Annotated in this window: 18 protein-coding genes; 3 read left to right on the top strand and 15 right to left on the bottom strand. The window is 41.7% G+C overall.

Annotated features, from left to right (window positions below; genetic code table 11):
• Nucleotides 1–496 precede the first annotated feature (496 nt).
• The 3 genes from secA to WMO31_RS04815 all read right to left on the bottom strand — a co-directional run bounded on the left by secA (nt 497) and on the right by WMO31_RS04815 (nt 6,626).
• A complete protein-coding gene (secA, locus tag WMO31_RS04825) occupies nt 497–3,364 on the bottom strand; it encodes a preprotein translocase subunit SecA (RefSeq protein WP_296176512.1) in 2,868 nt (955 codons plus the stop codon).
• A gap of 67 nt (nt 3,365–3,431) precedes the next feature.
• Nucleotides 3,432–4,829: a penicillin-binding transpeptidase domain-containing protein gene (locus tag WMO31_RS04820; protein WP_117882628.1), complete on the bottom strand. Its 1,398-nt coding sequence runs from the start codon at nt 4,827–4,829 to the stop codon at nt 3,432–3,434.
• A 117-nt stretch (nt 4,830–4,946) separates the two neighbouring features.
• Entirely contained in the window at nt 4,947–6,626 is a 1,680-nt protein-coding gene (locus WMO31_RS04815; protein WP_117931320.1) for an FtsW/RodA/SpoVE family cell cycle protein, read from the bottom strand.
• 549 nt (nt 6,627–7,175) lie between these two features.
• On the opposite strand from WMO31_RS04815, the gene WMO31_RS04810 reads away from it, so the two are divergent.
• A complete protein-coding gene (locus WMO31_RS04810; protein ID WP_021883797.1) occupies nt 7,176–7,715 on the top strand; it encodes a type III toxin-antitoxin system ToxN/AbiQ family toxin in 540 nt (179 codons plus the stop codon).
• Nucleotides 7,716–7,770: 55 nt separating this feature from the next.
• Here WMO31_RS04810 and WMO31_RS04805 read toward each other — a convergent pair whose 3' ends face one another.
• The 3 genes from WMO31_RS04805 to fba all read right to left on the bottom strand — a co-directional run bounded on the left by WMO31_RS04805 (nt 7,771) and on the right by fba (nt 9,844).
• Nucleotides 7,771–8,181, bottom strand: a complete 411-nt coding sequence (locus WMO31_RS04805) for a DUF1284 domain-containing protein (RefSeq protein ID WP_303666574.1) — start codon at nt 8,179–8,181, stop codon at nt 7,771–7,773.
• Nucleotides 8,159–8,707 carry a biotin transporter BioY gene (locus tag WMO31_RS04800; protein ID WP_015523107.1) on the bottom strand — a complete coding sequence of 183 codons (549 nt, stop codon included), beginning with the start codon at nt 8,705–8,707 and terminating at the stop codon, nt 8,159–8,161. The genes WMO31_RS04805 and WMO31_RS04800 overlap by 23 nt, the downstream gene beginning before the upstream one ends.
• Nucleotides 8,708–8,977: 270 nt before the next feature.
• On the bottom strand, nt 8,978–9,844 hold the full coding sequence (fba, locus tag WMO31_RS04795) for a class II fructose-1,6-bisphosphate aldolase (RefSeq protein ID WP_046431197.1): 867 nt from the start codon (nt 9,842–9,844) through the stop codon (nt 8,978–8,980).
• A 447-nt stretch (nt 9,845–10,291) separates the two neighbouring features.
• On the opposite strand from fba, the gene WMO31_RS04790 reads away from it, so the two are divergent.
• Nucleotides 10,292–12,031: a trypsin-like peptidase domain-containing protein gene (locus tag WMO31_RS04790; protein WP_367999308.1), complete on the top strand. Its 1,740-nt coding sequence runs from the start codon at nt 10,292–10,294 to the stop codon at nt 12,029–12,031.
• Nucleotides 12,032–12,313: 282 nt separating this feature from the next.
• Here WMO31_RS04790 and WMO31_RS04785 read toward each other — a convergent pair whose 3' ends face one another.
• The 4 genes from WMO31_RS04785 to WMO31_RS04770 all read right to left on the bottom strand — a co-directional run bounded on the left by WMO31_RS04785 (nt 12,314) and on the right by WMO31_RS04770 (nt 18,392).
• Nucleotides 12,314–13,111: a DUF2238 domain-containing protein gene (locus WMO31_RS04785; RefSeq protein ID WP_117951610.1), complete on the bottom strand. Its 798-nt coding sequence runs from the start codon at nt 13,109–13,111 to the stop codon at nt 12,314–12,316.
• A 143-nt stretch (nt 13,112–13,254) separates the two neighbouring features.
• Nucleotides 13,255–14,580, bottom strand: coding sequence for a 2-hydroxyacyl-CoA dehydratase (locus WMO31_RS04780; protein ID WP_117519479.1), 1,326 nt, complete (start codon nt 14,578–14,580; stop codon nt 13,255–13,257).
• A 17-nt stretch (nt 14,581–14,597) separates the two neighbouring features.
• Nucleotides 14,598–17,501, bottom strand: a complete 2,904-nt coding sequence (locus tag WMO31_RS04775; protein ID WP_117519480.1) for an acyl-CoA dehydratase activase — start codon at nt 17,499–17,501, stop codon at nt 14,598–14,600.
• Nucleotides 17,502–17,786: 285 nt separating this feature from the next.
• Nucleotides 17,787–18,392, bottom strand: coding sequence for a hypothetical protein (locus WMO31_RS04770; RefSeq protein ID WP_117885649.1), 606 nt, complete (start codon nt 18,390–18,392; stop codon nt 17,787–17,789).
• Nucleotides 18,393–18,584: 192 nt separating this feature from the next.
• Here WMO31_RS04770 and WMO31_RS04765 point away from each other — a divergent pair, with 192 nt between their 5' ends.
• Nucleotides 18,585–19,283 (top strand): CpXC domain-containing protein, encoded by a 699-nt coding sequence (locus WMO31_RS04765; RefSeq protein ID WP_015523102.1) that lies wholly within the window; start codon nt 18,585–18,587, stop codon nt 19,281–19,283.
• Between the two features lie 285 nt (nt 19,284–19,568).
• On the opposite strand, the gene WMO31_RS04760 is transcribed toward WMO31_RS04765, so the two are convergent.
• The 5 genes from WMO31_RS04760 to WMO31_RS04740 all read right to left on the bottom strand — a co-directional run bounded on the left by WMO31_RS04760 (nt 19,569) and on the right by WMO31_RS04740 (nt 23,523).
• Nucleotides 19,569–20,573 carry a GGGtGRT protein gene (locus tag WMO31_RS04760; RefSeq protein ID WP_015523101.1) on the bottom strand — a complete coding sequence of 335 codons (1,005 nt, stop codon included), beginning with the start codon at nt 20,571–20,573 and terminating at the stop codon, nt 19,569–19,571.
• Between the two features lie 21 nt (nt 20,574–20,594).
• Nucleotides 20,595–21,287 carry an iron-sulfur cluster assembly scaffold protein gene (locus tag WMO31_RS04755; protein ID WP_015523100.1) on the bottom strand — a complete coding sequence of 231 codons (693 nt, stop codon included), beginning with the start codon at nt 21,285–21,287 and terminating at the stop codon, nt 20,595–20,597.
• Between the two features lie 330 nt (nt 21,288–21,617).
• Nucleotides 21,618–22,586, bottom strand: a complete 969-nt coding sequence (locus WMO31_RS04750) for an Abi family protein (RefSeq protein WP_367999307.1) — start codon at nt 22,584–22,586, stop codon at nt 21,618–21,620.
• A gap of 224 nt (nt 22,587–22,810) precedes the next feature.
• On the bottom strand, nt 22,811–23,005 hold the full coding sequence (locus WMO31_RS04745; RefSeq protein WP_015523099.1) for a helix-turn-helix transcriptional regulator: 195 nt from the start codon (nt 23,003–23,005) through the stop codon (nt 22,811–22,813).
• Nucleotides 23,002–23,523, bottom strand: a complete 522-nt coding sequence (locus tag WMO31_RS04740) for a DUF443 family protein (RefSeq protein WP_021883805.1) — start codon at nt 23,521–23,523, stop codon at nt 23,002–23,004. Before WMO31_RS04740 ends, WMO31_RS04745 begins: the two co-directional genes overlap by 4 nt.
• Between the last annotated feature and the right edge of the window lie 243 nt (nt 23,524–23,766).

Here is a 23,766-nt window from a genome sequence, read left to right as displayed (position 1 = left end):
TGCACTTTTGTAGAGGCAATATAACCAAACTTCGGGTAATGCTTTTGGTTATTTTGCATATCTGCGAATACAATTTAATATTTTTGACCATAATGTGATTTTATTACTTATTTATCGCCATTTTTTGTGTTTAAGATAAATTATGCCCATTGTATAACCTTAACAGGCAGTTAAAAAGTCCATTTCGGCACTAAATTTGTTGGTTTTTAATTCTTTTTTCAAAAATATCAAAAATTTTTATGCAAGTTTACTCCAAGCTGCGCGTGTAGAAATATGTATTATTTTGCGATTGTTGTTTTTTAACATAAAATGCCCCAAAACCAGCATTTTGCAGAATTTTTCAGATATATTTTTATAATCAATATCTATATCTCATCAAATTAATCACCGAATACCTTGAAAATTCGGCACAAATAAAGGGCAGAGTATTGCTCTCTGCCCTTCAAAATGTAATTCACTTAAATCGCAATTATACAAACCGCTTTATGCAAACATATTAAAGATCTCTGCCGCAGCACTTCTTGTACTTTTTACCGCTGCCGCACGGACAGGGATCGTTTCTGCCGATTTTCTTGCCCTTACGGATAGTCTTGTTGACAGAATCCGTACCGTCTGCAGAAGTTTCTGTAGGCTGAGCAACCTGCTCACGGTGAAGCGCCTGCTTTACGGCGTCCGACTGTTCAACAGCTTCTTCATCATCGGATGCAGACTGTGCCGCTGCGGCAGCCCTCTGAGCTGCTCTCTTTGCCGCTGCAATTGCATCCTGTCTTTTCTGAATCTCATAAACGCGCTTTGGCATAATGAGCATCATCTTGACAGTATCTTCACGAATGCTTTCAATCATCTCATCAAACATATCGAAGCCTTCAACTCTGTACTCAACAACAGGATCGTGCTGACCGTATGAACGAAGTCTGATACCGCTCTTGAGCTGATCCATATTGTCAATGTGATCCATCCAATGTGTATCAACATTCTTGAGGAGGTAAACACGCTCCATCTCACGGATTGTTTCCTCGGGAAGAAGTTCTTCGTTTTCCTTGTAGATTTCAAGAGCATCATCAACGAGCATCTTCTGAATCTCTTCGGGTTCCATATCTTCAAGATCCTCAAGACTGAAATCGTACTTAGAATCATCTCTGATAAGCCAGCCTGCGTAATAATCCTTGAGGCTTTGGAAGTTCCAATGTTCTGCAGGACCTTCGGGGAGGTACTGCTTGATTGAAGTTGCGATTGTATCCTCAACCATTTTGAGGATTGTTTCGTGGAGATCCTCACCGTTAAGAACCTGATCACGCTGACCGTAGATGATTTCACGCTGTTTGTTCATAACATCATCGTACTGGAGGACATCCTTACGAATGCCGAAGTTACGAAGCTCAACCTTTTCCTGTGAGCCTTCGATAATACTTGTGAGCATTTTGTTCTCAATAGGCATATCTTCGGCAACATTCATACGCTCCATCATCATTTTCATTCTGTCACCGCCGAACAGACGCATAAGGTCATCCTCGGTTGAGAGGAAGAAACGGCTGACACCCGGATCGCCCTGACGGCCTGCACGACCACGGAGCTGGTTATCAATACGGCGTGACTCGTGTCTTTCCGTACCCATAATGTAAAGACCTCCGGCCTCTCTTACCTTTTCAGCCTCGCCCTTAATTTCTTCCTTATACTTGTCATTCAGTTCTCTGAATGTATTTCTTGCATTGATGATTTCTTCATCATCGGTTTCCGCATAACCTGTAGCTTCTTCAATAAGCTCCTCTGTAAAGCCCTGCTTACGCATTGCGGCTTTTGCCATATACTCTGCGTTACCGCCGAGGATGATATCGGTACCACGACCTGCCATGTTGGTTGCGATTGTTACCGCACCGAGTTTACCTGCCTGAGCAACAATTTCAGCCTCTTTTTCATGCTGTTTTGCATTGAGGACATTGTGCTTAATGCCTCTCTTTTTGAGCATTTTTGAAAGAAGCTCCGACTTCTCAATTGAAATTGTACCGACAAGGACAGGCTGTCCCTTTTCGTGAGCCTCAACAATTGCGTCAATAACAGCGTGGAACTTGCCGTTTTCTGTCTTATAAACCGAATCGGGGAGGTCTTTTCTTAAAACAGGCTTGTTTGTAGGAATTTCAACAACATCAAGCTTGTAGATTTCCTGGAATTCTTCCGACTCTGTCTGAGCAGTACCTGTCATACCCGAAAGCTTTTTGTAAAGACGGAAGTAGTTCTGGAATGTGATTGTAGCAAGAGTCTTGCTTTCGCTCTGAACCTTTACGCCCTCTTTAGCCTCAATAGCCTGGTGAAGACCTTCGTTAAAACGACGGCCGTACATAAGACGACCTGTAAATTCGTCAACGATGATAACTTCGCCGTCCTTAACAACATAGTCAACATCAAGCTTCATAACGCCGTTGGCCTTGATAGCCTGATTTACATGGTGCTGAATTGTAAGGTTATCGGGATCGGTAAGGTTTTCAATACCGAAAAATTCTTCGGCTTTCTTAACACCGCTCTGTGTGAGGGTTGCTGTTTTCTGCTTTTCATCAACAACATAATCAATGTCGTTTTCCTTGTAATATTCCTCCATATCCTCTTTTGCATCAAGTTCTGCAAAACGCTGAACTTTAAGAGTTTTTGCAAAAGCGTCAGCCTTTGCGTAAAGGTCTGTTGACTTGTCGCCCTTACCCGAAATAATAAGAGGAGTTCTCGCCTCATCAATGAGGATTGAGTCAACCTCATCGACAATTGCAAATGCGTGCGGGCGCTGAACCTTGTTTTCCTTGTAAACTACCATGTTGTCACGGAGGTAGTCAAAACCGAGTTCGTTGTTTGTTCCGTATGTAATGTCTGCGGCATAAGCCTTTTTTCTGCCCTCGTTATCGAGATCGTGGCAGATAAGGCCGACCGAAAGACCGAGGTATCTGTAAAGCTTGCCCATCCACTCTGAGTCACGACGGGCAAGGTAATCGTTGACTGTTACAATGTGAACACCTTCGCCTGTAAGAGCGTTGAGGTATGCAGGGAGGGTAGCAACCAAGGTTTTACCTTCACCGGTTTTCATCTCGGCGATTCTGCCCTGGTGAAGAACGATACCACCGATAATCTGAACGGGGAAGTGCTTCATACCAAGCACTCTCCAGCCTGCCTCACGACAGGTTGCAAATGCTTCTGGGAGAATATCGTCTGTTGTTTCGCCGTTGGCAAGTCTTTCTTTAAGAATTGTTGTCTGGTTCTTGAGTTCACTTTCGCTCATAGCCGCATATTTATCTTCGAGTGCAAGCACCTTGTCACAGATTGGTTGCACACGCTTAACTTCACGCTTGCTGTAGTTGCCGAACATAGCCTTTAAAAAATTCATCAGGGTTCTTCCTTTCAATGTACCGAAAAAATCGGTCAAACTGTATTTTCAATAATATAATTTTAATTTACTGCACCGCAGACGCTCCAAGGCTTTTTGCAGCCTGAATCATTGCGGCCTCAACCACGGGACCGGCATATTGGAAGCCGAAACCCGAATCCTGTACAACACAGGCAAAGGCGAGAGGGCAGTCCTCATCTTTTGAGTAGCCGACCATCCAGCCGTTAGGGTTCTTATCATCGCCGACTTCACCCGTACCTGTTTTGGCACAGACTGTAAGTCCGCCGAAAAGGTTGTCGCCGTAGTAATCCGAAACGGTGTATCTCATAACATCATCAAGCTTTGCCGCCGTATCGGATGAAAAAAGCTCCTGTCCGCTGCTCTTGTAGTTTATGCCGAGTGCGGAGAGTATGGACTCATCTTTGATAAGGGTAGGGTTTGTAGCCTTACCGCCGTTTGCGATTGCACCGCAGATGATTGCCATCTGCATCGGGTTTACCTTGTCATTATACTGACCTACACCCGACCAGCCAAGCTGGTTTTCATTGGCATCGCTGACATCATATGAACCTTTTGCGGTTTTAATTCCGTCAACATCAAAGGAGCTGTTAATGCCGATTTTCTCGGCAGTTTTTGTCATTGTGTCACTTCCGAGTTCAACGGCAAGCTTTGCAAAAACAATATTGCAGGAATGTGCCATTGCCTCTTTATATGTCAGCGTTCCGTGAGTTTCCGTACAGGTAACTTCACTTCCGCCTATGTTCTCACTTCCGTTACAAACCCAAGTGCGGTCATAAAGGTCGGGAATATTCTCGATTGCCGCCGCAGATGTAACGATTTTGAAGATTGAACCCGGAGTAAAGGTTGACGAAAGCACATTATCAAGATAAACGCCCTCGTATTCGCTTTCGTTGTCCTCGGTAATTTCGGGAGGAGCCTGCGGATCGTAAGCCATTGTGCTTATGGAACAGATAACCTCGCCTGTTTTGTAGTTATATATTACACAGGCACCTTTTTTGTTATAAGCTGCAAGAACATCATAAGCAGCCGCACAGGTTGCGGAATCGACTGTCAGCTTTATATCGTGAGAAGCACGCAATGATTCCGGCATATTAAGTCCGAAAACAAGGTTATAGCCTATCAGCTGAGAACGATACATACTTTGAACAGCCGTTGAAATGTTAAGGCTGTCATCACCGACAACATGAAGCAGAGATTTTCTTACGCTCTCGCTTTCGTTATAAACTCTTTTACCGTCAACCGTCTGTGCAAGAGCCGTGCCGTTGCGGTCATAAATCGCTCCTGCCTGTGCAAGGCCGCCGTCACCTGCTATATGCGCATTATATGCCTGATCAACCCAGTCGTCTGCCCCTGTTACAAGCTCAAAGGCAAGATAGCCGAGTCCGCCGATAAACGCAAGCGCCACTATATATATAAGTGTACTTCTGCGAAGTATTTTTTTCAAACCTTACACCTCCCTGTGTATCAGTAGGGGCGTTCATTGGACGCCCGCAAGTAAAGGCACTAATTTTATTTAATACCAAAGTACATATATGAAAAACAAGTTTTCAATTTACTAAACTTATCTTTTTACCGAATAAGTTCTCTCGTCTGCGGCTTTGATGAATGCAACAAGTCCCCAACAAGACATAATACTTGAACCGCCGGCAGACACAAACGGAAATGTTACGCCTGTAAGCGGAAGAACATCGGTTGCACCGAAAACATTGAGAGAAAGCTGAACGACAAAAAGTCCTGCCGCACAGCACGCTGAAATTGAATAAAAGGTACTTCTGCTTCGGGTTGTAATTGCCCTTGCATAAATAAACATTGCACCTACTGCCACGGCAAGTGTGAACGCAACGATAACTCCCATTTCTTCCGAAACAAGTCCGAAAACAAGGTCACTTTCGGATGCGGCAACCTGCTTTAAAAAACCGTTGCCGATACCTACGCCGAAAAGTCCGCCGCTTGCCATATATGTGAGAACTCTTGCCTGCTGATAACCGAGGTTGTCCTGAGTATGTTCCCACACATGACGCCAGCCCGAAAAACGGTCGGCAACATACGGTTTAAACTTGAGGACAAAGGTTACGCCGAAAATTGCGGCGGCAACAGCAAGAATAATCGTCTTGAAATCGCCCGAGCGCATAAACGCTGTGAGCAAAAATGTTACAAAGAAGATGAGCGCAGTACCGAAGTCACCCATAAGAGCCAAAAGGCCGACGCAGACTGCCGAGAAGATAATGTACTCAAGCAGGTTCTTCTTTGTCATCAACACATCAAGCGAACTTGCGCCGATAAAGATGAAAATAATCTTTGCAAGCTCTGACGGCTGAAATGAAAACGAGCCGATATAAATCCAGTTGGCGGCGCCGTTTGTAATCTTACCGAATACAATTGTTACGCCCAAAAGACCGACCGCACAAATCATTGCCGGAAGTCTGAGTTTATTTACCTTATCGGGATCTTCAATCAGCTTGATGATTATGCAGAAGAAAATCATACCTATTGCGGCGGCAACAAGCTGAACATAAGCCGAGCGTTCCGACTGTCTGATAAGCATCATTACGCCTATGCCCGTCAAAAACAGGGCAAGCGATTCAAGCTCGAAATTTACTCTGCGGATTACAAAATAGGAGATAAAGAAGAATCCCCATTCAACAGCCGCAAGAGCGCCGAACAGCACGAGCGGAGCCATTGTATTTGTGCCGTCATTCCAGAACATTGCCTGAACGCACATAAAGAAGTGAAAAAATGTAATAAGAAGCATAAGCTTCCACGATTTCATTGCAGGCTTATCGCTGACCTTTGAGAAAAACCAGCTCGACTGCAACGGCTGTTGGAACTCCTCGCCTCTTTTTACTATAAGGCTTGTACCGCCTATTGTTATTGTATCGTCAATAAGCACCTTTGCTCTGCCTCTTGTTCTTTTGCCGTTGAGCATTGTGCCGCTCTTTGAGTCGGTATCGCTTACATACCAACCGTCTTTACGGCGAAGGAGTACACAATGATTTCTTGAAACTGTCGGGTCATCAACGGTTACATCACTGCTTTTACTTCTGCCGATTGAATTTTCCCAGAAAAGCACGGGGAGCATCTCGCCCGTTGCAGGGTTCAAAAGTGAAATCAAAGGAGTTTCGGGACGGCGGCGACGGCGCATTGCGGCAAAGCACTGGTACACAATTATTATTGCATAAACAGGCATAAGAAAACGCAGTGCAACAACACCCATATCGAAAATTATCGAAAGATCCGGCACTTTTTTCAACTCCTTTGCAAATCATATATCTTAAAAATAAGCATACTTAAAGTTATACAGTTTAAATAATAATCCAATTTCCTCCAAAAGTCAATATTTTCATTCGTGAAGATAGTTTTTTAAGTCAAATACTTTAATGCCAGAGCGTAGCATTGTAATTGTTCATTCAATTTCAATGTAACGGCGAACCGTGTTCGCTCGTCTGAAATAAGGAGCAAAACAAAAAACAATATTACTCAATAAAGTATTTTTTATCAAAATTTGCTTAAAATATCGGCAAAGTTTTATTATTTTAATTTTGGATAACACCTTGATTTTTTTAATTTTATAGCATATAATAACTGTGATAGATGTTTGATTACTCATCTTATCGTTGAGTGTTTCGCCACTTGTTTAAAGAGCGAGTGTTTTTATCGTTGAGCGTTTCGCCGCTTGTAAAAGTGCGAGTGTTTTTATCGTTGAGCGTTTCGCCGCTTGTAAAAGTGCGAGTGTAAAAGTAATCAAAAAGCGGGTACTCTTTGCCCGCTTTTATTTTTAATGAGGTAGAATATGAAAATCGCATTTTACAATGTAGACTTGGAATACATTGATTATCTTAAACAATACGAAACTTCAGTCCGTGGATTTACAAGAGTACCTAATGTTAATTATAGAAGCGGTAACAACAAGTTTTTCTATGGGACGGTTCTCAACATTAACAGAATTGACTACTTTGTACCTATATCATCAAAACAACACAATAGACAGGACGATATACAAATCAAACCAAAAAACGATAAATACTGTAATGAGTATGCAACATTAAGATTTGCCTATATGTTACCTATTCCACATAAGTGCATCAATATGTTGAATATCAACGGAATTACCAACAACACACGAAGAGAAAGAATCAGAAAAGAACTTGCTTTTTGTAACAAATATAGAGATAAAATTAAAAAGCAAGCACAAAACACCTACTATCGTATCACAAACAAAGTAAACGATAGACTTGTTCATAACAGCTGTGACTTTAAATTACTTGAACAAGCATACATAGATTTTTGTAATGAACATAATATTCCTATTGACAAAAATAAAGTAAATTAACGCAAAAGACCTCACGAAATTCGTGAGGTCTTTTATCATGATATATCTATGAGGATTAATGAAGACTTTTCATTTTATCGGCTTTATCACGGCATATATGCGACCATTTGCAGTCGCCGCACACCTGCGAAAGCCTGTCTTTTAAAATTATATTTTCTCTTGCAATTTTCGAAAGCTCTTTCCAATCGGCAGTATCGCCGATTTTCATTCCGAGTAAATCAAGACATCTTTTGTCATAGCATGACGCCTTGCCCGTAACATCGCAGCTACCGTTGTCACGGTTCGGACACGATGAACAAATTTCGTCACAACCGCCCGTAAGCGTAAGGTTTGCGTTGTTATTTTCAAGAACCGACACTATTTTTGCCATTCCGCAGACAAATTCATCGCTGTAACCCTTGCCTTCAAAAAACTGCACACAAAGGCTGTGGTGCGGTCTGAACTTAAAGCTTAACGATTTTGTCAAGACGATTCACCAAAACTGTTGCAACAACAATCTTTGCAGCATCTGCAAGAAGGAACGGAACAACGCAGGTGAGAAGTGCGGCAACAAAGTCTGTGTGCATTGCAATCATAAACCAGATTGTACCGAAAAGGTAGCATACTGCGAGACCTGCAACCATTGAAACCGCAAGCACCCAAAGCTTTCTGCCGAGAAAATCAGTCATAAGTCCAACAATAAGTGCCGTAAAGAGAAAACCGATGATATAACCGCCTGTCGGACCGCCGAGAACGCCGATTCCGCCTGAGAATCCTGCAAACACGGGAACACCGATTGCACCGAGGAGAACATAAACCGCAACGCTGATGAGTCCTCTTTTCCAACCGAGCATAGCCGCCGCCATAAAGATGCCGAGAGTCTGAAGTGTGAACGGAACTGTCATCGGAATCTGAATCTGTGCACACACTGTGATGATTGCGACGAACATCGCCATATACACAAGGCTTAATACATTACTTTTTGATTTACTGTTTGTTTTTGCTTCTGTCATAAAATTACCTCTCCTTTGCAAAACCGCTTCTTTTGTTTTGCAGATTGTCAACCAAATTATTTTATCGGTTGACAATTATTATAGTACCGATTATCGCATTTGTCAACCCGATTTATGTTTTAAAGTGACAATTACAATCCGTTTTGACGTAACAATTGACTTTACAACCGTCTTATAATACAACTGAGTTAACCAAACAGAACATAAAAACAGGGACAGCGTTTTGCTGTCCCTGAAATTTTTGTAAAGATTAAGTTTGCGTGCTTACAATTAAGCCTTGTTAACCGAACCGAAGAGTTCCATCTTTTCCTTAACAGTAGCCTTGATAGCCTCTGCACCGGGAGCGAGGAGCTTTCTTGGATCGAAGCCCTTGCCTTCGAGATCCTTGCCCTCTTCAATGTACTTTCTTGTAGCTGCTGCAAATGCAAGCTGGCACTCTGTGTTAACATTGATCTTTGAAACGCCGAGTGAGATAGCCTTCTTGATCATGTCAGCAGGGATACCTGTACCGCCGTGGAGAACGAGCGGCATCTCGCCTGTAAGCTGCTGGATAGCGTCAAGAGTTTCAAAGCTGAGGCCCTTCCAGTTTGCAGGATACTTACCGTGAATGTTACCGATACCTGCTGCGAGCATTGTTACGCCGAGGTCTGCAACCATTTTGCATTCCTTAGGATCTGCGCATTCGCCCATGCCGACTACGCCGTCTTCCTCGCCGCCGATTGCACCAACCTCAGCCTCAAGTGAAAGACCGAGCTTGTTACAAGTTGCAACGAGTTCCTTTGTTTTTTCAATGTTTTCTTCGATCGGATAGTGTGAACCGTCGAACATGATTGAGCTGAAACCGGCTTCGATGCACTTCTTAGCGCCTTCATATGAACCGTGGTCAAGGTGGAGAGCAACAGGAACTGTGATGTTGAGTTCCTCGAGCATACCGTTTACCATACCAACGACTGTTTTGTAGCCGCACATATATTTACCGGCACCCTCAGATACACCGAGGATAACAGGTGAGTTGAGTTCCTGTGCTGTTAAAAGAATTGATTTTGTCCATTCAAGGTTGTTGATGTTGAACTGACCTACTGCATAGTGGCCTGCCTTTGCTTTTGTAAGCATTTCTTTAGCGTTTACTAATGGCATTTTAATCTTCCTTTTTTAAAAAATTTCAGCAGACAAGCGTCCCCACCTGCCGATTTAAGTTTATTATACAATATATTTTTGAAAATATAAAGACCTAAAAAGAAGATTTAGTGAAAATTTTAACAATTAGTCGAAAAATTCTTCATTTTGTCCTGTTTTAGTCAATTATCACTAAACTTTCAAAATAAACTCACACTTCCGTAACACAACAAGGTTGATTTTGATTTTGTGAAAAGGTATAATATAAATGTAAATTACAATACTTGATTTTGGTCAAGCGTTGTATGATAATATTTTTTGTAAACTATCCCGTAGGGACAGATGATATCCGCCACTACGAAATATTTGTTCATTTCGGCAATTTGCTTGCAAAAAATTTTGTTTCATTACTTAAGGACAAACGCAGTTTGTACCCCACGGTAACAAATAAATGTAGGAGTAACTTTTATGGACAATTTTGACAACAACAATATGGGTGGGTTTGAACCGCAAAGGCCGTTCACCGAAAGGCCCGTACAAAACAATAATATGAACACGGAACAGACAATTCCCGTTTCCGAACCCGAAACACAGGAAGAACAGGCTCAGAATGTTCAGCCGCAGAACGGCAACACACCGTACGGTGATTATATTTTCGGCAACAACAATCAAAATACGGCAAACAATGCAAATCCGACTGAAAATGTTCCGCCGTATCAGCAGAATCAAAATCCGAATCCGAACACCTACGCTCAGCCGTGGCAGTACGGTTACGGTCAGTATCCCTACAGCGGACAGAATCCGCAGTATAATCAGAACAGTCAGCAGCACGGCCAGTATCAGAACAACACAGGGTACAATCAGAATGTACCTCCGTATCAGCAGAATATGTACGGACAGCCTCCCTACGGCAACAACGGTACATACAATCAGCAATACAATCCGCAGATGTTCGCACAGTACCCCCAAAAGAAAACAAAGGGCGGAATAATTGCGTTGATTATCGTTCTCTGTTCACTTCTTACAATCGGTTTTATCGGCATGATGGTGTACGGATTTTCGGCTGACATAAAAGAAGATTTGAACAACGACCGAAGTGATTCGGGCAATTCGTTCAGACTTCCAAATGAAGACAGCACAACACCGTTTGGAACCCTTCCTAACACATCTTCGCAGGGTAAAACTCACGATGAGTCTGACTACAGTGACAAGGTGAACAAGGATTACTCGGGTATGAAGCTTGAAAGCAATCCGAAAGACGCAAAAACAAACAACAGCTACACAGCCGCAAAAGCGTCAGAAAAGGTTTCCGACTCGGTAGTCGGCATTCTCTGTTACTCGGACGATGTACCCGATCAGGCTGACACAACAACCGCCTCCTCACAGGGAAGCGGAATTATCTTCTCACAGGACGGCTATGTTATCACAAACGCTCATGTAATCGGCAACAGCAAAACAGCCTATGCGATCAGAGTTGTAACATCTGACGGCAAGGAATACAAGGCAGGTGTTGTGGGCTACGATTCAAGAACCGATATTGCGGTTCTCAAAATGGACGATGCAAAGGGACTTACTCCTGCAACATTCGGCGATTCGTCACAGCTTGAGGTTGGTCAGGATATTATCGTAGTCGGCAACCCCGGCGGTCTTGACTATCAGAACACAACAACCAAGGGCGTTATTTCGGCGCTTGACAGAAAACTTTCAACATCAAGCCTTACAAAGTACATTCAGACCGATGCCGCAATCAATCCCGGCAACTCTGGCGGTCCGCTTGTAAACTACTACGGTCAGGTTGTCGGAATTACAACTTCAAAGATTGTTTCCGAAACTTACGAAGGTATGGGCTTTGCAATTCCGTCACAGACAGTAAAAAACATTGTTGACACACTTGTAAAGAACGGCTATGTTGAAGGCAGAGTAAAAATAGGCATTTCGGGCATTGCAGTAACCTCCGATCAGGCATCAAATTACAACATTCCGCAGGGCATTTATGTTCAGAGTATCGTATCGGGCGGTCCGTGTGACGGCACAAGCCTTAAAGAAGGCGATATCATCACAGAGGTTGACGGCGAAACAATTACAAGCTTTGCAGATGTTTATGCGATTCTTGAAACCCACAAGCCGGGGGACAAAATCAAGGTTAAATATTACAGCTCATCATCGGGCGACGGTGAGGTTGAAATCACACTTCAGGAAGATAAGTAATTTTATATAAGAATATCACCAAAAGCAAGAGGGCAGTCACGGCAATGTGACTGCCTTTTGTTTGTCTTAAAATAATGTGCATTCCCGTAGCGGCGGTCATTGACCGCCAATCGAACCAATTGTAAAATTGGTTCGACATTATATGATTGCTTTAACAGATAATAATACCACAAAATTGACTTGTGGTTTGTTCGTTTTGGTTTTGCAACCAAAACGATTGGCGATCACTGATCGCCGCTACTGTCTGCACGAATTGGGAACGGCGGCTCGCCGTGATCGCCGCTACTTCTTCCTTGGGATAAAATTCCGCAAAAATCCTGCACTTCTTCCTTTCAGGTAAAACCAACCTATGGTGTCAAAAACTACCGCTCCTACAAAATTAACAAGCAAATCTTTCATTGTATCAATCAGACCGATGTCAAGGTAACCGTTAATACCGAGATTTTCACCGTTCACAACGGTTGATGTTATATCTCTGATGTGCATTATCACATTCGGCTTGCCCGAAATCAAGCCCGAATGTATTGCCGTGATTACGGTGTCCTTTTGCATATCCTTTTCAAAAAGCATATCCGCACCAAACTCAAAAAACTCCCACACAACACCGACTGTCATTGAAAAGCAGAACGAAAACAGGCACACGAACATGGGCGAGAGGCTCAATTTCACCCGTTCGCTTCTGTTCAAAATATCGGTCAGTCCAAAACCAACGCCTGCACAGATAAAGCCGTTCACAGTATGGAGCAATGAATCCCATATCGGAATCTTTTCGTAGAACGCACCGAGCTCACCCATAACATTTGCCGCAAACACGAACAGCACAACAATCGTTTCAAGCACACTCGGCAACGCTACCGACAGCTTTCGGTCGATGAACAACGGAAGCATCAACAGTCCGAGCGTTAACACGCAGGTCATGACATTCTCCCATTTTCCGTTTAAAATGCCGGCAGTCAAAAGTGACACAAGTATGAGCCTTATAATGATGTAAACGCCTGCCTTAACCTTGTGCTGTCGCATTTCACGCACATTCAGCCACCGTGCAAGCCTTTGAAAAAATCCTTTAAGTCGTTTTTTCATAATATCCCCCGATTTTTACACTTATTTTTTCCTTAAAAACGAGATAAACCCCTGTAAAATTGTATTAGCTTTTTCTGCCTGATATTACCGCAAAATAAAAAAGCCACCGCCATCTGCGATGACTCATAAGCATTGATATTAAATTACTTTTTCTCTGACTTCTCTGACGATTCGGCTTTTTCGCCATTTTTTTCAGCCTCAAGCTTTTTCTTGAGTTCCTCTTTGCCGACAGCAAGCATCAGCTTGATACGGTTCTCCTGATTTACCTTCGGCGCACCCGGATCATAGTCGATGGTAACGATATTGGCATTCGGTCTGATTTCTTTAATCTTTCTGATTGCGCCCTTACCGTTGATATGATTCGGCAGACAACCGAAAGGCTGTGTGCATACGATATTCTCATAGCCTGTATCGGCAAGTTCAATCATCTCGGCTGTCAGCAACCAACCCTCGCCCATCTTACTGCCGTAGCCGATAACACCGTTTACAAGCTCCTTTGTGTGAGCATATCTGTGAGGCGGAACAAAGCCGTACTTTTCAGCCGCATCAACCATAAGTCCCTCAAGCTTTGTGAGGTAGTTAAGAAGCATCGAACAGAATTTGTATTTAACTCTGCTTCCTCCGAACATCTTGTAGTCCTCAATACGGTTATCAACCTTAAATGATGCAAAACCCATAAGACCGGGTACGCAAACCTCGCAATCCTGATCTGCAAGAAAGTCCTCAAGACCGTTGTTAGCCATTTTGGAGTATTTTACATAGATTTCGCCGACAATACCGACTTTAACCTTCGGCACTTTATTAAGCTCAATTTTTGTGAATGACTTTGTAATTTTATCAAGAGTTTCGTCAATTTCTTCAAGAGTGTAGCCCTTGCCCTGTATGAGCATATCGGAAATCTTATCCGTCCACTCATCAACAAGCGCCATACTTTCACCCTTGTTCACCTCATAGGGCTTTGTCTGGTTTGAAAGCAGCATTAACTGGTCGCCGTACACAAGACCGCCGACAAATCTGCGGATAAGCGGAAGTGTGAGCGAAAAACCGCTGTTGTGCTCCATACCGAATGAAAGCGAAATTACGGGAACGAACTCAAAGCCTGCCTTTTTGAGAGCCTTTCTCAAAAGGAAAATGTAGTTTGACGCACGACATCCGCCGCCTGTCTGAGTAATCATCAGGGCAACCTTGTGAACATCATACTTTCCGCTTTGCAGAGCATTGATGAACTGACCTATAACCAGCAAAGCCGGATAACAGGTGTCGTTGTGAACATATTTAAGACCTGTCTGCGCAATCTCCGGACCCGTTGTGTCGAGCAAATCAGACTTATAGCCGTAGTAGTTGAACACCTTTTCAAGTATTTTAAAATGAATAGGCGCCATATTGGGCATAAGGATTGTGTATTCCTTTTTCATCTGCTTTGTAAACAGCAAACGACCTGTTTTTTTGTCATACTTCAACTCTGCCATAACAGAATTTCCTTTCATCAATCGTTTTCAAGCGCAGCAAGCAAACTGCGGATTCGGATTTTAACTGCTCCGAGGTTTGTAATTTCATCTATCTTAATCTGAGTGTAAATCTTATTTTTGCTTTCAAGAATTTCTCTTACCTCATCGGTTGTAATCGCATCAACACCGCAGCCGAAGGATACAAGCTGAACAAGCTCCATGTCCTTTCTTGTTGTAACATATTTTGCCGCCGCATAAAGTCTTGCGTGGTATGTCCACTGGTTGAGAACATGAGTCCGGAAATGTTCAACTCTCGGAGAAATAACATCTTCGCTGACGATTGCAACATCAAAGCCTGAGATAAGTCTGTCGATTCCGTGGTTAATTTCGGGATCAATATGATATGGTCTGCCTGCAAGAACAAAAATCTTTTTGCCCTCTTTTTCAGCCTTGGCAATAATCTCGTTACCCTTGTCAATAACCTTTTTCCTGTAATTTTCCTGTTCCTGATATGCAAGCTTAGCCGCATTTCTGACCTCGTTAAGAGTGAGGTCGGGGAAGTGGAACGAAAGTCTTTCATAGGCTTTCTTAGGAAAATCGTTCGGGCGGTGAATACCAAAGTATTCCTTTATGAAGTGAACCTTGCGTATATCCTTCATATTGTTTTTGATAACCTCGGGGTAATAAGCAACAACAGGACAGTTGTAATGGTTATCTCCGAGATGCTCGTCAAAATTATAGGAAAGACAGGGGTAAAAAATTGTTTCTGCTCCCATATCAATAAGAGTCTGAATGTGACCGTGAACAAGCTTTGCAGGGAAGCAAACGGTATCGCTCGGAATTGTCTGCTGACCTCTCTGATAAAGCTTTCTTGTTGAATACGGTGAGTGGAACACCTCAAATTTAAGTTCAGTAAAGAATCTGTACCAGAACGGATAAAGCTCATACATATTGAGCGCCATAGGAATTCCAAGCTTACCTCTTATGCCTTCAACAGGCTTGTAGGAATCAATGAGATTCAGCTTATAGGCATACATATTCATATCGTTTGCAGGAGCCTTCTTTGTGATTGGTCTTTCACAACGGTTTCCCGCAATAAACTTTCTGCCCTTGCCGAATGAATTTATTGTAAGACGGCAGTTGTTGTTGCACATACCGCAGTTTGCAACCTTGATTTCGTGAACGAATTCATCAAGTCCCTTTTTGTCGGTAATTGTACTCTTGCCAACGCCCTTTGACTTTTTCTTTGCGTAAAGAGCCGCACCGTAAGCACCCATAAGTCCTGCAATGTTAGGACGGACAACTTCAACGCCCATTTCCTGTTCAAATGCACGCAAAACAGCATCGTTAAGGAAAGTACCGCCCTGAACTACAACACGCTTGCCGAGTTCGTCGGGGCTTGACGCACGAATAACCTTGTAAAGGGCATTCTTTACAACGCTGAGTGAAAGGCCTGCCGAGATATCTTCAATTGTTGCGCCGTCTTTCTGAGCCTGCTTAACGCTTGAATTCATGAATACGGTACAGCGTGAGCCGAGGTCAACGGGACGCTTTGCAAAAAGTCCGAGCTTTGCAAAGTCGGCAATCTCATATCCGAGAGCGTTTGCAAAAGTCTGCAAAAAGCTTCCGCAACCCGATGAACAAGCCTCATTAAGGAATATATTGTCAATTGCACCGTTATGTATCTTAAAGCATTTGATATCCTGTCCGCCGATATCGATGATAAATTCAACATCGGGCATAAAATATTTTGCGGCGGTAAAGTGGGCGATTGTTTCAACAATGCCGTAATCAACCGCAAATGCGTTCTTTACAATGTCCTCTCCGTAACCTGTTACGGCAGAAGAAACAACATTTATTTCGGGATTTATTTCGTAAACCTCGTCAAGGAATTGCTTCATAATCTCAACGGGGTTTCCCTTTGATGGCAGATATTTTGAATAGAGCAGCTCACCGTCATCATTGAGGACAACGCCCTTTACGGTTGTTGAGCCTGCGTCCATTCCTATATAAGCCTTGCCTGTGTATCCCTTTAGCTCCTTCTGCTTAACATCAGCCTTTGCATGACGGTCGCAGAATTCCTTGTACTCCTCTTCGTTTTTAAAGAGCGGCTGATTGAACGCAAAGTTACCGCTGCCACGGTAGTTCTTTACCTTTTCGATAACCTCGTCAAAATCAATAGTCTTTTCGGCACACAAAGCCGCACCGCAGGCAACATAATAAAGTGAATTTTCGGGGCAGATTCCCTTTGTTCCGAGCGTGCGGTCAAAGCAGTTTCGCAGTTCGCTCATAAATGTAAGAGGTCCGCCGAGATATACAATCTGACCTTCAATTTCTCTGCCCTGTGCAAGACCTGCAACAGTCTGGCTTACAACCGCATTGAAAATACTCTCTGCGATGTCGCTCTTTCTCGCACCCTGATTAAGGAGCGGCTGAATATCGGTCTTTGCAAACACACCGCATCTTGATGCGATTGTGTATGTCTTTTCGTGCTGTTTTGCAAGCTCGTCCATATCCTCAAGCTTAACATTCAGAAGTGTTGCCATCTGGTCAATAAACGCACCCGTGCCGCCGGCGCAGGTACCGTTCATTCTTACCTCAAGTCCGTTTGTGAGGAACAATATCTTTGCATCCTCACCGCCGAGTTCAATTATAACATCTGTACCCGGAATAAAAGTATTGGCGGCAACTCTTGTTGCGTAAACCTCCTGAATAAAATCAACGCCGACAGACTCGGCAACACCCATTCCGGCAGAACCCGAAAGAGCCACCGAGGCATTTTCAACGCCGTCAATCCTTGTTCGTACAAGTGCAAGAATTTCTGCAATCTTTTCCGTAATTCGGGAATAATGCCTTTCATATGTGCTGTATATTAATTTGTTTTCGTCGTCAAGCACAACACATTTTATTGTTGTTGAGCCAATATCCAATCCTAATTTCAACTTGTGCCTCCGAAATCAATACATAGTAATCTCATTGTGTATATCTAATTAATTATAGTATTTTTTGTCAAGAAAATAATTCTAATTCGGAATATTTTCACCTTTGATGAATTTTACCATTTTTATCACAAAAATTCAATACACATAAAGGGCATAATGTATAATCTACTGCATATAATTTGCCCTCAAAAGCAAAGCGGAGCATTGTTCCGACTTTAATATATCTTAAAAATGCAGAAAAACCTGCCGAAATCGGCAGGTCTTTAGCTTTAAGTATTTAAATTATCAGAAAAGTTCACCGTGAGGAGCTTCACCGTCATCTGCCTCGTCTGAATCTGCGGACTCGGAGAATCCTTCTTCACGCTTTGCCTCAAGCTCTGCCTTGAGGTCGCAGATGTTTGTAAGATGCTCGGGTTCTGCCTTTTCTTCGGCAACAGCCTCGGGCTGTTTTTCAACAGGCTTTTCCTCTTTAAAAGGAGATGACTTGTAGTCGCCCTCATTTGAGCAAGCTACTGTAATATCAACAATATCATCCTCTTTAACCTCGGGAGCAACCTCGGGATTGCCGTAGAAAATATCGTTTGAGCTGTTGACAATCTTTCTGTAACACTCTCTTGCTTTTGCGATTTTGGCCTTTGAAGTGTCAATAACCTTCAAAAGCTTTTCGCACTCGGCGTCATTAATTTCAGTGCCTTTCTTTCTGCTGTCGTACATAATCTTTCCGAGAGCAATATATGCTCTGTTCATAAGCTCGCTTTCGCTTTTCATAACAAGTCTTAATCTGTTGAGCTTTGCGTTTGTTCTGTTCTTTTCTACTATTGTCTGAGCTACCGATGAAATTGTATCAACGGCTGTATTTACTGTTCCTTTTACACTGTCAAGTATCGTCATAGTAAATTTCTCCTTTAAAACCGCTTCGGCACAAACACTCTGACACATTCTGCCGTGGCGAATAATATTAAACTTATTTCTATTATTATGACAGATTTTTTTGATAAAATCAACATTTTTTTAAAATTTACTTGTTAAAATCACGGTCAATTGCTATAATTAGTTTCATAGAGTGTTAAAGAGGTGGTTTGGATGCCTGAAAAGAAAATTACCAAGGCAATCGTCTGCCCAATGTGCGGTGAAATGAGCAAGGCTGATGTTTACACCAGCATCAACCCGTCCGTAACAAAGGGTGTGCGCAGAAGAGCGCTTGACGGTGAGCTTTTTGCGTGGAAATGTCCGTCATGCGGATACTCCGCAAGGCTCACATATCCGATTCTCTACAATGATATGAAGAATCGTTTTATGGTGTATTTCATTCCCAAAATTGATCATTTTCAGCTCTGCGACAACGAGCTTGAAGAAAAATACAGCAATCTCCGCAACATAAGCAAACGAATTGTTCCGACCTTCAATTCGTTCAAGGAGAAAATTTTTATCTTTGAGTCGGGACTTGACGATATGTCAGTTGAGCTTACAAAGCTTGCAATCAGCCAAACGGTTTCAAAAAAGCTTAACGGTGCGGAAATTCATGACGGCTACCTTTCAATGTACGATCGTGAACGCAACACAATGGGATTTACATATTTTACAGGTGAAAAGCATACACCGTATGTTCAGACAGCAAGACTTGAAATTTATGTTAAATCGAAGAAAATTGTCGATTCGCTTGCATATAAGGACAAAAAATTAAAGGGCTTTCTTAAAATTGACCGTGAATGGGCAGAAAACATTCTCTACCGCTACAAGCGCATGAAGCATATTGAAAAGCTTAACAAGCTGAAAGAGTAAGCTGTTACTGTAGTCAGTCGATTCTTTTGGTTTAAAAAAGAATCTGCAAATAAGTAACATATACACTGTAAAGAATATCCGTAAACATAAACTCGTTAAAGCAAAAATGCATAAAAATTTCCGCCGTACCGATTAGGGTGGCGGAATCATTCAGCTTAATATTTTTTGTATTTGCAATTCAAACTTGTCAGAATGCTAATACAATTTGGGATTTTAGTTGCACAAAAAAATCAGGGATCGACTCAAAGAGCCGATCCCTTTTTAATTTATTGAAAAGATTGGTAATTACTTGTTAACAGCTTCATAAACTGCAACTGCGCAAGCAACTGTAGCACCAACCATCGGGTTGTTACCCATACCGATAAGGCCCATCATTTCAACATGAGCAGGAACAGAAGATGAACCTGCGAACTGAGCGTCACCGTGCATTCTGCCCATTGAGTCTGTAAGACCGTATGAAGCAGGACCTGCACCCATGTTATCGGGGTGAAGTGTACGGCCTGTACCGCCGCCTGATGCAACCGAGAAATACTTAACGCCGTTCTCATTTGCCCACTTCTTGTATGTACCTGCAACGAGGTGCTGGAAACGAGTCGGGTTAGTAGAGTTACCTGTGATAGATACACCTACATTTTCATGCTGCATAATTGCAACACCTTCACGAACATCATCAGCGCCGTAGCAACGAACTGCAGCTCTTTCACCGTCTGAGAAAGCTCTCTCTTCAACGATTTTAAGCTCTGATGTGAAATAGTCAAACTGAGTCTTTACATATGTAAAGCCGTTGATTCTTGAAATAATGTAAGCAGCGTCCTTGCCAAGACCGTTAAGGATAACACGGAGCGGCTCTTTTCTTGCTTTGTTAGCGTTACGAGCGATACCGATAGCACCCTCTGCTGCTGCAAAGCTTTCGTGACCTGCGAGGAATGCAAAGCACTTTGTTTCATCTCTGAGGAGCATTGCGCCGAGGTTACCGTGACCACGGCCAACATTTCTCTGCTCAGCTACTGAGCCGGGAATACAGAAAGCCTCAAGACCGATACCGATAGCTTCTGCTGCCTCTGAAGCAGTCTTTGCGCCCTTCTTAACTGCAACTGCACAACCGAGTGTGTAAGCCCAGCCTGCGTTTTCAAATGCGATCGGCTGAACGCCCTTTACGATGTCATAGGGGTCAAAACCGAGATCGTTACAAATTTTTCTTGCCTCTTCAAGATTTGCAATACCGTATTCGGCAAGGCACTTCTCAATTTTAGGCATTCTTCTTTCCATACCTTCAAATGTTACTGCCATTATGGTGTCCTCCTTACCGAATTATTCTTCACGAGGGTCAATGTACTTAGCTGCGCCGTCAAAACGACCGTACTGACCGATGTTGTTCTTGTATGCTTCGTTTGGCTCAACGCCGTGACGAATGTCCTCGAGCATTTTGCCGAGCTTTACGAACTGATAGCCGATAACTTCATCGTTCTCGTCAAGTGCTGTCTTGAGAACATAGCCTTCAGCCATTTCCATGTAACGAACGCCCTTAGCGTTTGTGCTGTACATTGTACCAACCTGGCTGCGAAGACCCTTACCGAGATCCTCCATACCTGCGCCGATCGGAAGACCCCCCTCTGAGAAAGCTGTCTGGCTTCTGCCGTAAACGAGCTGCTCGAAGATGTTCTTCATAGCTGTGTTGATAGCGTCACAAACGAGGTCTGTGTTAAGACACTCAAGGAGTGTTTTGTTAGGAAGAATTTCTGCTGCCATAGCTGCAGAGTGAGTCATACCCGAACAACCGATTGTTTCAACAAGAGCCTCTTCAACGATACCGTCTTTAACATTAAGTGTAAGCTTGCAGGCACCCTGCTGAGGAGCACACCAGCCAATGCCGTGTGAAAGACCTGAAATGTCTTTAATGTCATAAGATTTTACCCACTTGCCCTCTTCGGGAATAGGTGCAGGACCGTGCTTAGGTCCCTTTGCTACAGTGCACATATTTTCAACTTCTTTTGAATAAATCATGTGTACTTCTCCTTTCAATAAATTGTATGAGTCCGAAATCCTCAAACACCTATATTATACGGCTTAACCCGACATTTTTCAAGCATTTTTCGTTAATTTTTACAATTCCCCCACATTGTAATATTTCCCGTGGCAATTTTCCGTTTGATTTTGAAACGGGAAATTGTTGTGTTCAAGAGAGATGATTTATTATTTCATTCATTATTATGAAAATGTTAAAAAGGGAGCCGGACGCATCCGACTCCCTTAGGCATAGTCCGCAGACATCTGCCGCAATTCTATATTTAATTATAGAACAAAATAAAGAAAAATTCAAGAGGATTTGAATAATTATAAAAAATTTTTTAAATCTCTTAATTTCCCTTTAGTATCAGTATATACAATTTTAGAAAAAATATTCATTGGAATTTGCTTTCTTAAATCCTCACATTCATTATTAAATTGATTTATCAAGGCTATTATATCAGTTCTATTACACTTTAACAATTTCATTACGAAAGAAATTAGAATTAAATAATCTGTTATATTTTGAAAATTTATATTTTTTATTCCGGTCTCCATCGATATATACTTGCTAATAACCCCATTAATTTTATTGCTTTTAAATCTAGTGTCGAATATTGTGTTGTTATGTGCGATGGCATTTCTTAAATCCTTAAGTGCGAATACGATGTTTTCAATCATTTCGCCATTGCTGTCAACACTAGATTTAATGCCTACTGATTTAGATATTTTTATTCTAACCGTTTTATTTAAACATGAAAAGAAGTTTCCGAATTCTCCTAAACTTAATATTTCAAAAATAGCCCATATGGGAACAGGTTTGTCTTTGTCATAATAATGCTTAATTATATTATTTTTTCCATAATCTCTTGCAATGTTTCCGTATATTTTATTGCGCATGGACATTTTTTTGGTGATAGCTATCTTGTATTTTTTGCTGTTAAAAGGATAAGATTTATAGTTGTTCATTAACTTTGTGTAAACATCAACAAATCTATCACTATTAACCTCGTTTAGAATTATTTCTAACGAATAGTTTTTTATTGTTGTTTCTAAAAACATAATTTGTGGATAGAATATGGATTTAATTTTCATATCAAAATCATACACTGCTTTTATCTGTTTGAAATCAGTGTATAAAAGTATTTGATTTGGAGATCCACAATAGCGATACCCTTTGTATCCATGATAATATCCCATATTTCTTAATTGTCTTTTTTGAAAACTACCATATATATTTATTTTCTTTTCATCACGCATATATGCCATGAGCGAATTTATGCTTTTAGGTTTCATGTACAACACTCCGTATGTGAACTATTTTGCAAACTTATCGTATTTTTTCTACATTTTAGTATATTATATCTCAGATTGTTCCAAGATACAAGTCAAAAGTGTATTTATTATAAATAGTAAAAATATAGAAGATTATAATTGCTAAATAAGTTGTAAGTCTCCATAACTGATATGTTGTGTAATAGATAATTGAATTTTTTGAGCCGATTGCCGTTAAAGTTTACTTATTCTTCCCAAAACAATTCGTCAAGGGTTTTGTCGAGCGCTTTACATATTGCTATGCAAAGGTTAATTGTGGGATTGTAGTCGCCCTTTTCAATTGCGCTTATTGTCTGTCTTGACACCTTTACAAGTTCCGCAAGCTGTTGCTGTGACAAATCCTTTGCGGCACGGGCGCTTTTTAATCTTAAATTCTTCATTCTTCAACTGCCTTTTTGTCAATTATTTTTTTGATGACAACTATCACAAAAATACTTATTGTCCAAATCATTACAATGATAGGAATAATGTCAAGATTTGCTATTCCGTTTGTAACAAAGGTTTTGTTGCCGAAAGCAATTCCCAAACATTCTGCTCCCGCAACAAATGCCAAAGAGCCTAAAAGACTCCTTCTGCCTTTATTCGATGTGAAATATGCGTCATTTAAAATGCTTATTCCGACGAATACGGCGGTTGAAAGAAACAGTCCTATGAACATTTGAACGCTGAGTTCAGCCCAATTAATCTCCAAAACATTAACTAAAGCGCAGGCAATTATGTACCCGATAAGCACAAAAAATGCCGATTTATAAGCCTTGCCCCGTGCAAGAATCTGTCGTTCATCGTATTCTGTGTAAGTGTTCTTTTTCCTTTTAATGTTTGCGATAATGAGCGTTACGATAACTACGGCAATAAAACCGCAACAAAAACCAAGCACCCAATAGTATTTTTCTCCCATAATAACATCTCCCAAATAAATCAGCCAATTTGCAGATTTATTCGTCCAACCGATAATCCGCAAATAATATTAAAAAATTTTATGTGTTTAGATGTGAATACTTAAAAAATCCACAATGCGTACAAAAAGCTTTCTGTACCATTATAGTACATTAAAAGTTACTTATTGTCAAGTATATTTTACATAATTTCAAAAATACTTTCATTTGGCTGTTTTGGAAAATTAAATCCGTTACGAAACCTG

The organism is Ruminococcoides intestinale (assembly GCF_040095935.1).
Classification (GTDB): domain Bacteria; phylum Bacillota; class Clostridia; order Oscillospirales; family Acutalibacteraceae; genus Ruminococcoides; species Ruminococcoides intestinale.
Note: the sequence above shows the minus strand (reverse complement) of the source record. Positions and strands in the feature narration are given on the sequence as shown.

Bases quoted from the DNA above. Each gene is read 5' to 3' on its own strand.
- secA (WP_296176512.1), bottom strand. From the start codon at position 3,364: ATGAATTTTTTAAAGGCTATGTTCGGCAACTACAGCAAGCGTGAAGTT.
- WMO31_RS04810 (WP_021883797.1), top strand. From the start codon at position 7,176: ATGAAAATCGCATTTTACAATGTAGACTTGGAATACATTGATTATCTT.
- WMO31_RS04800 (WP_015523107.1), bottom strand. From the start codon at position 8,707: ATGACAGAAGCAAAAACAAACAGTAAATCAAAAAGTAATGTATTAAGC.
- fba (WP_046431197.1), bottom strand. From the start codon at position 9,844: ATGCCATTAGTAAACGCTAAAGAAATGCTTACAAAAGCAAAGGCAGGC.
- WMO31_RS04790 (WP_367999308.1), top strand. From the start codon at position 10,292: ATGGACAATTTTGACAACAACAATATGGGTGGGTTTGAACCGCAAAGG.
- WMO31_RS04785 (WP_117951610.1), bottom strand. From the start codon at position 13,111: ATGAAAAAACGACTTAAAGGATTTTTTCAAAGGCTTGCACGGTGGCTG.
- WMO31_RS04780 (WP_117519479.1), bottom strand. From the start codon at position 14,580: ATGGCAGAGTTGAAGTATGACAAAAAAACAGGTCGTTTGCTGTTTACA.
- WMO31_RS04770 (WP_117885649.1), bottom strand. From the start codon at position 18,392: ATGACGATACTTGACAGTGTAAAAGGAACAGTAAATACAGCCGTTGAT.
- WMO31_RS04765 (WP_015523102.1), top strand. From the start codon at position 18,585: ATGCCTGAAAAGAAAATTACCAAGGCAATCGTCTGCCCAATGTGCGGT.
- WMO31_RS04760 (WP_015523101.1), bottom strand. From the start codon at position 20,573: ATGGCAGTAACATTTGAAGGTATGGAAAGAAGAATGCCTAAAATTGAG.
- WMO31_RS04755 (WP_015523100.1), bottom strand. From the start codon at position 21,287: ATGATTTATTCAAAAGAAGTTGAAAATATGTGCACTGTAGCAAAGGGA.
- WMO31_RS04750 (WP_367999307.1), bottom strand. From the start codon at position 22,586: ATGAAACCTAAAAGCATAAATTCGCTCATGGCATATATGCGTGATGAA.
- WMO31_RS04745 (WP_015523099.1), bottom strand. From the start codon at position 23,005: ATGAAGAATTTAAGATTAAAAAGCGCCCGTGCCGCAAAGGATTTGTCA.
- WMO31_RS04740 (WP_021883805.1), bottom strand. From the start codon at position 23,523: ATGGGAGAAAAATACTATTGGGTGCTTGGTTTTTGTTGCGGTTTTATT.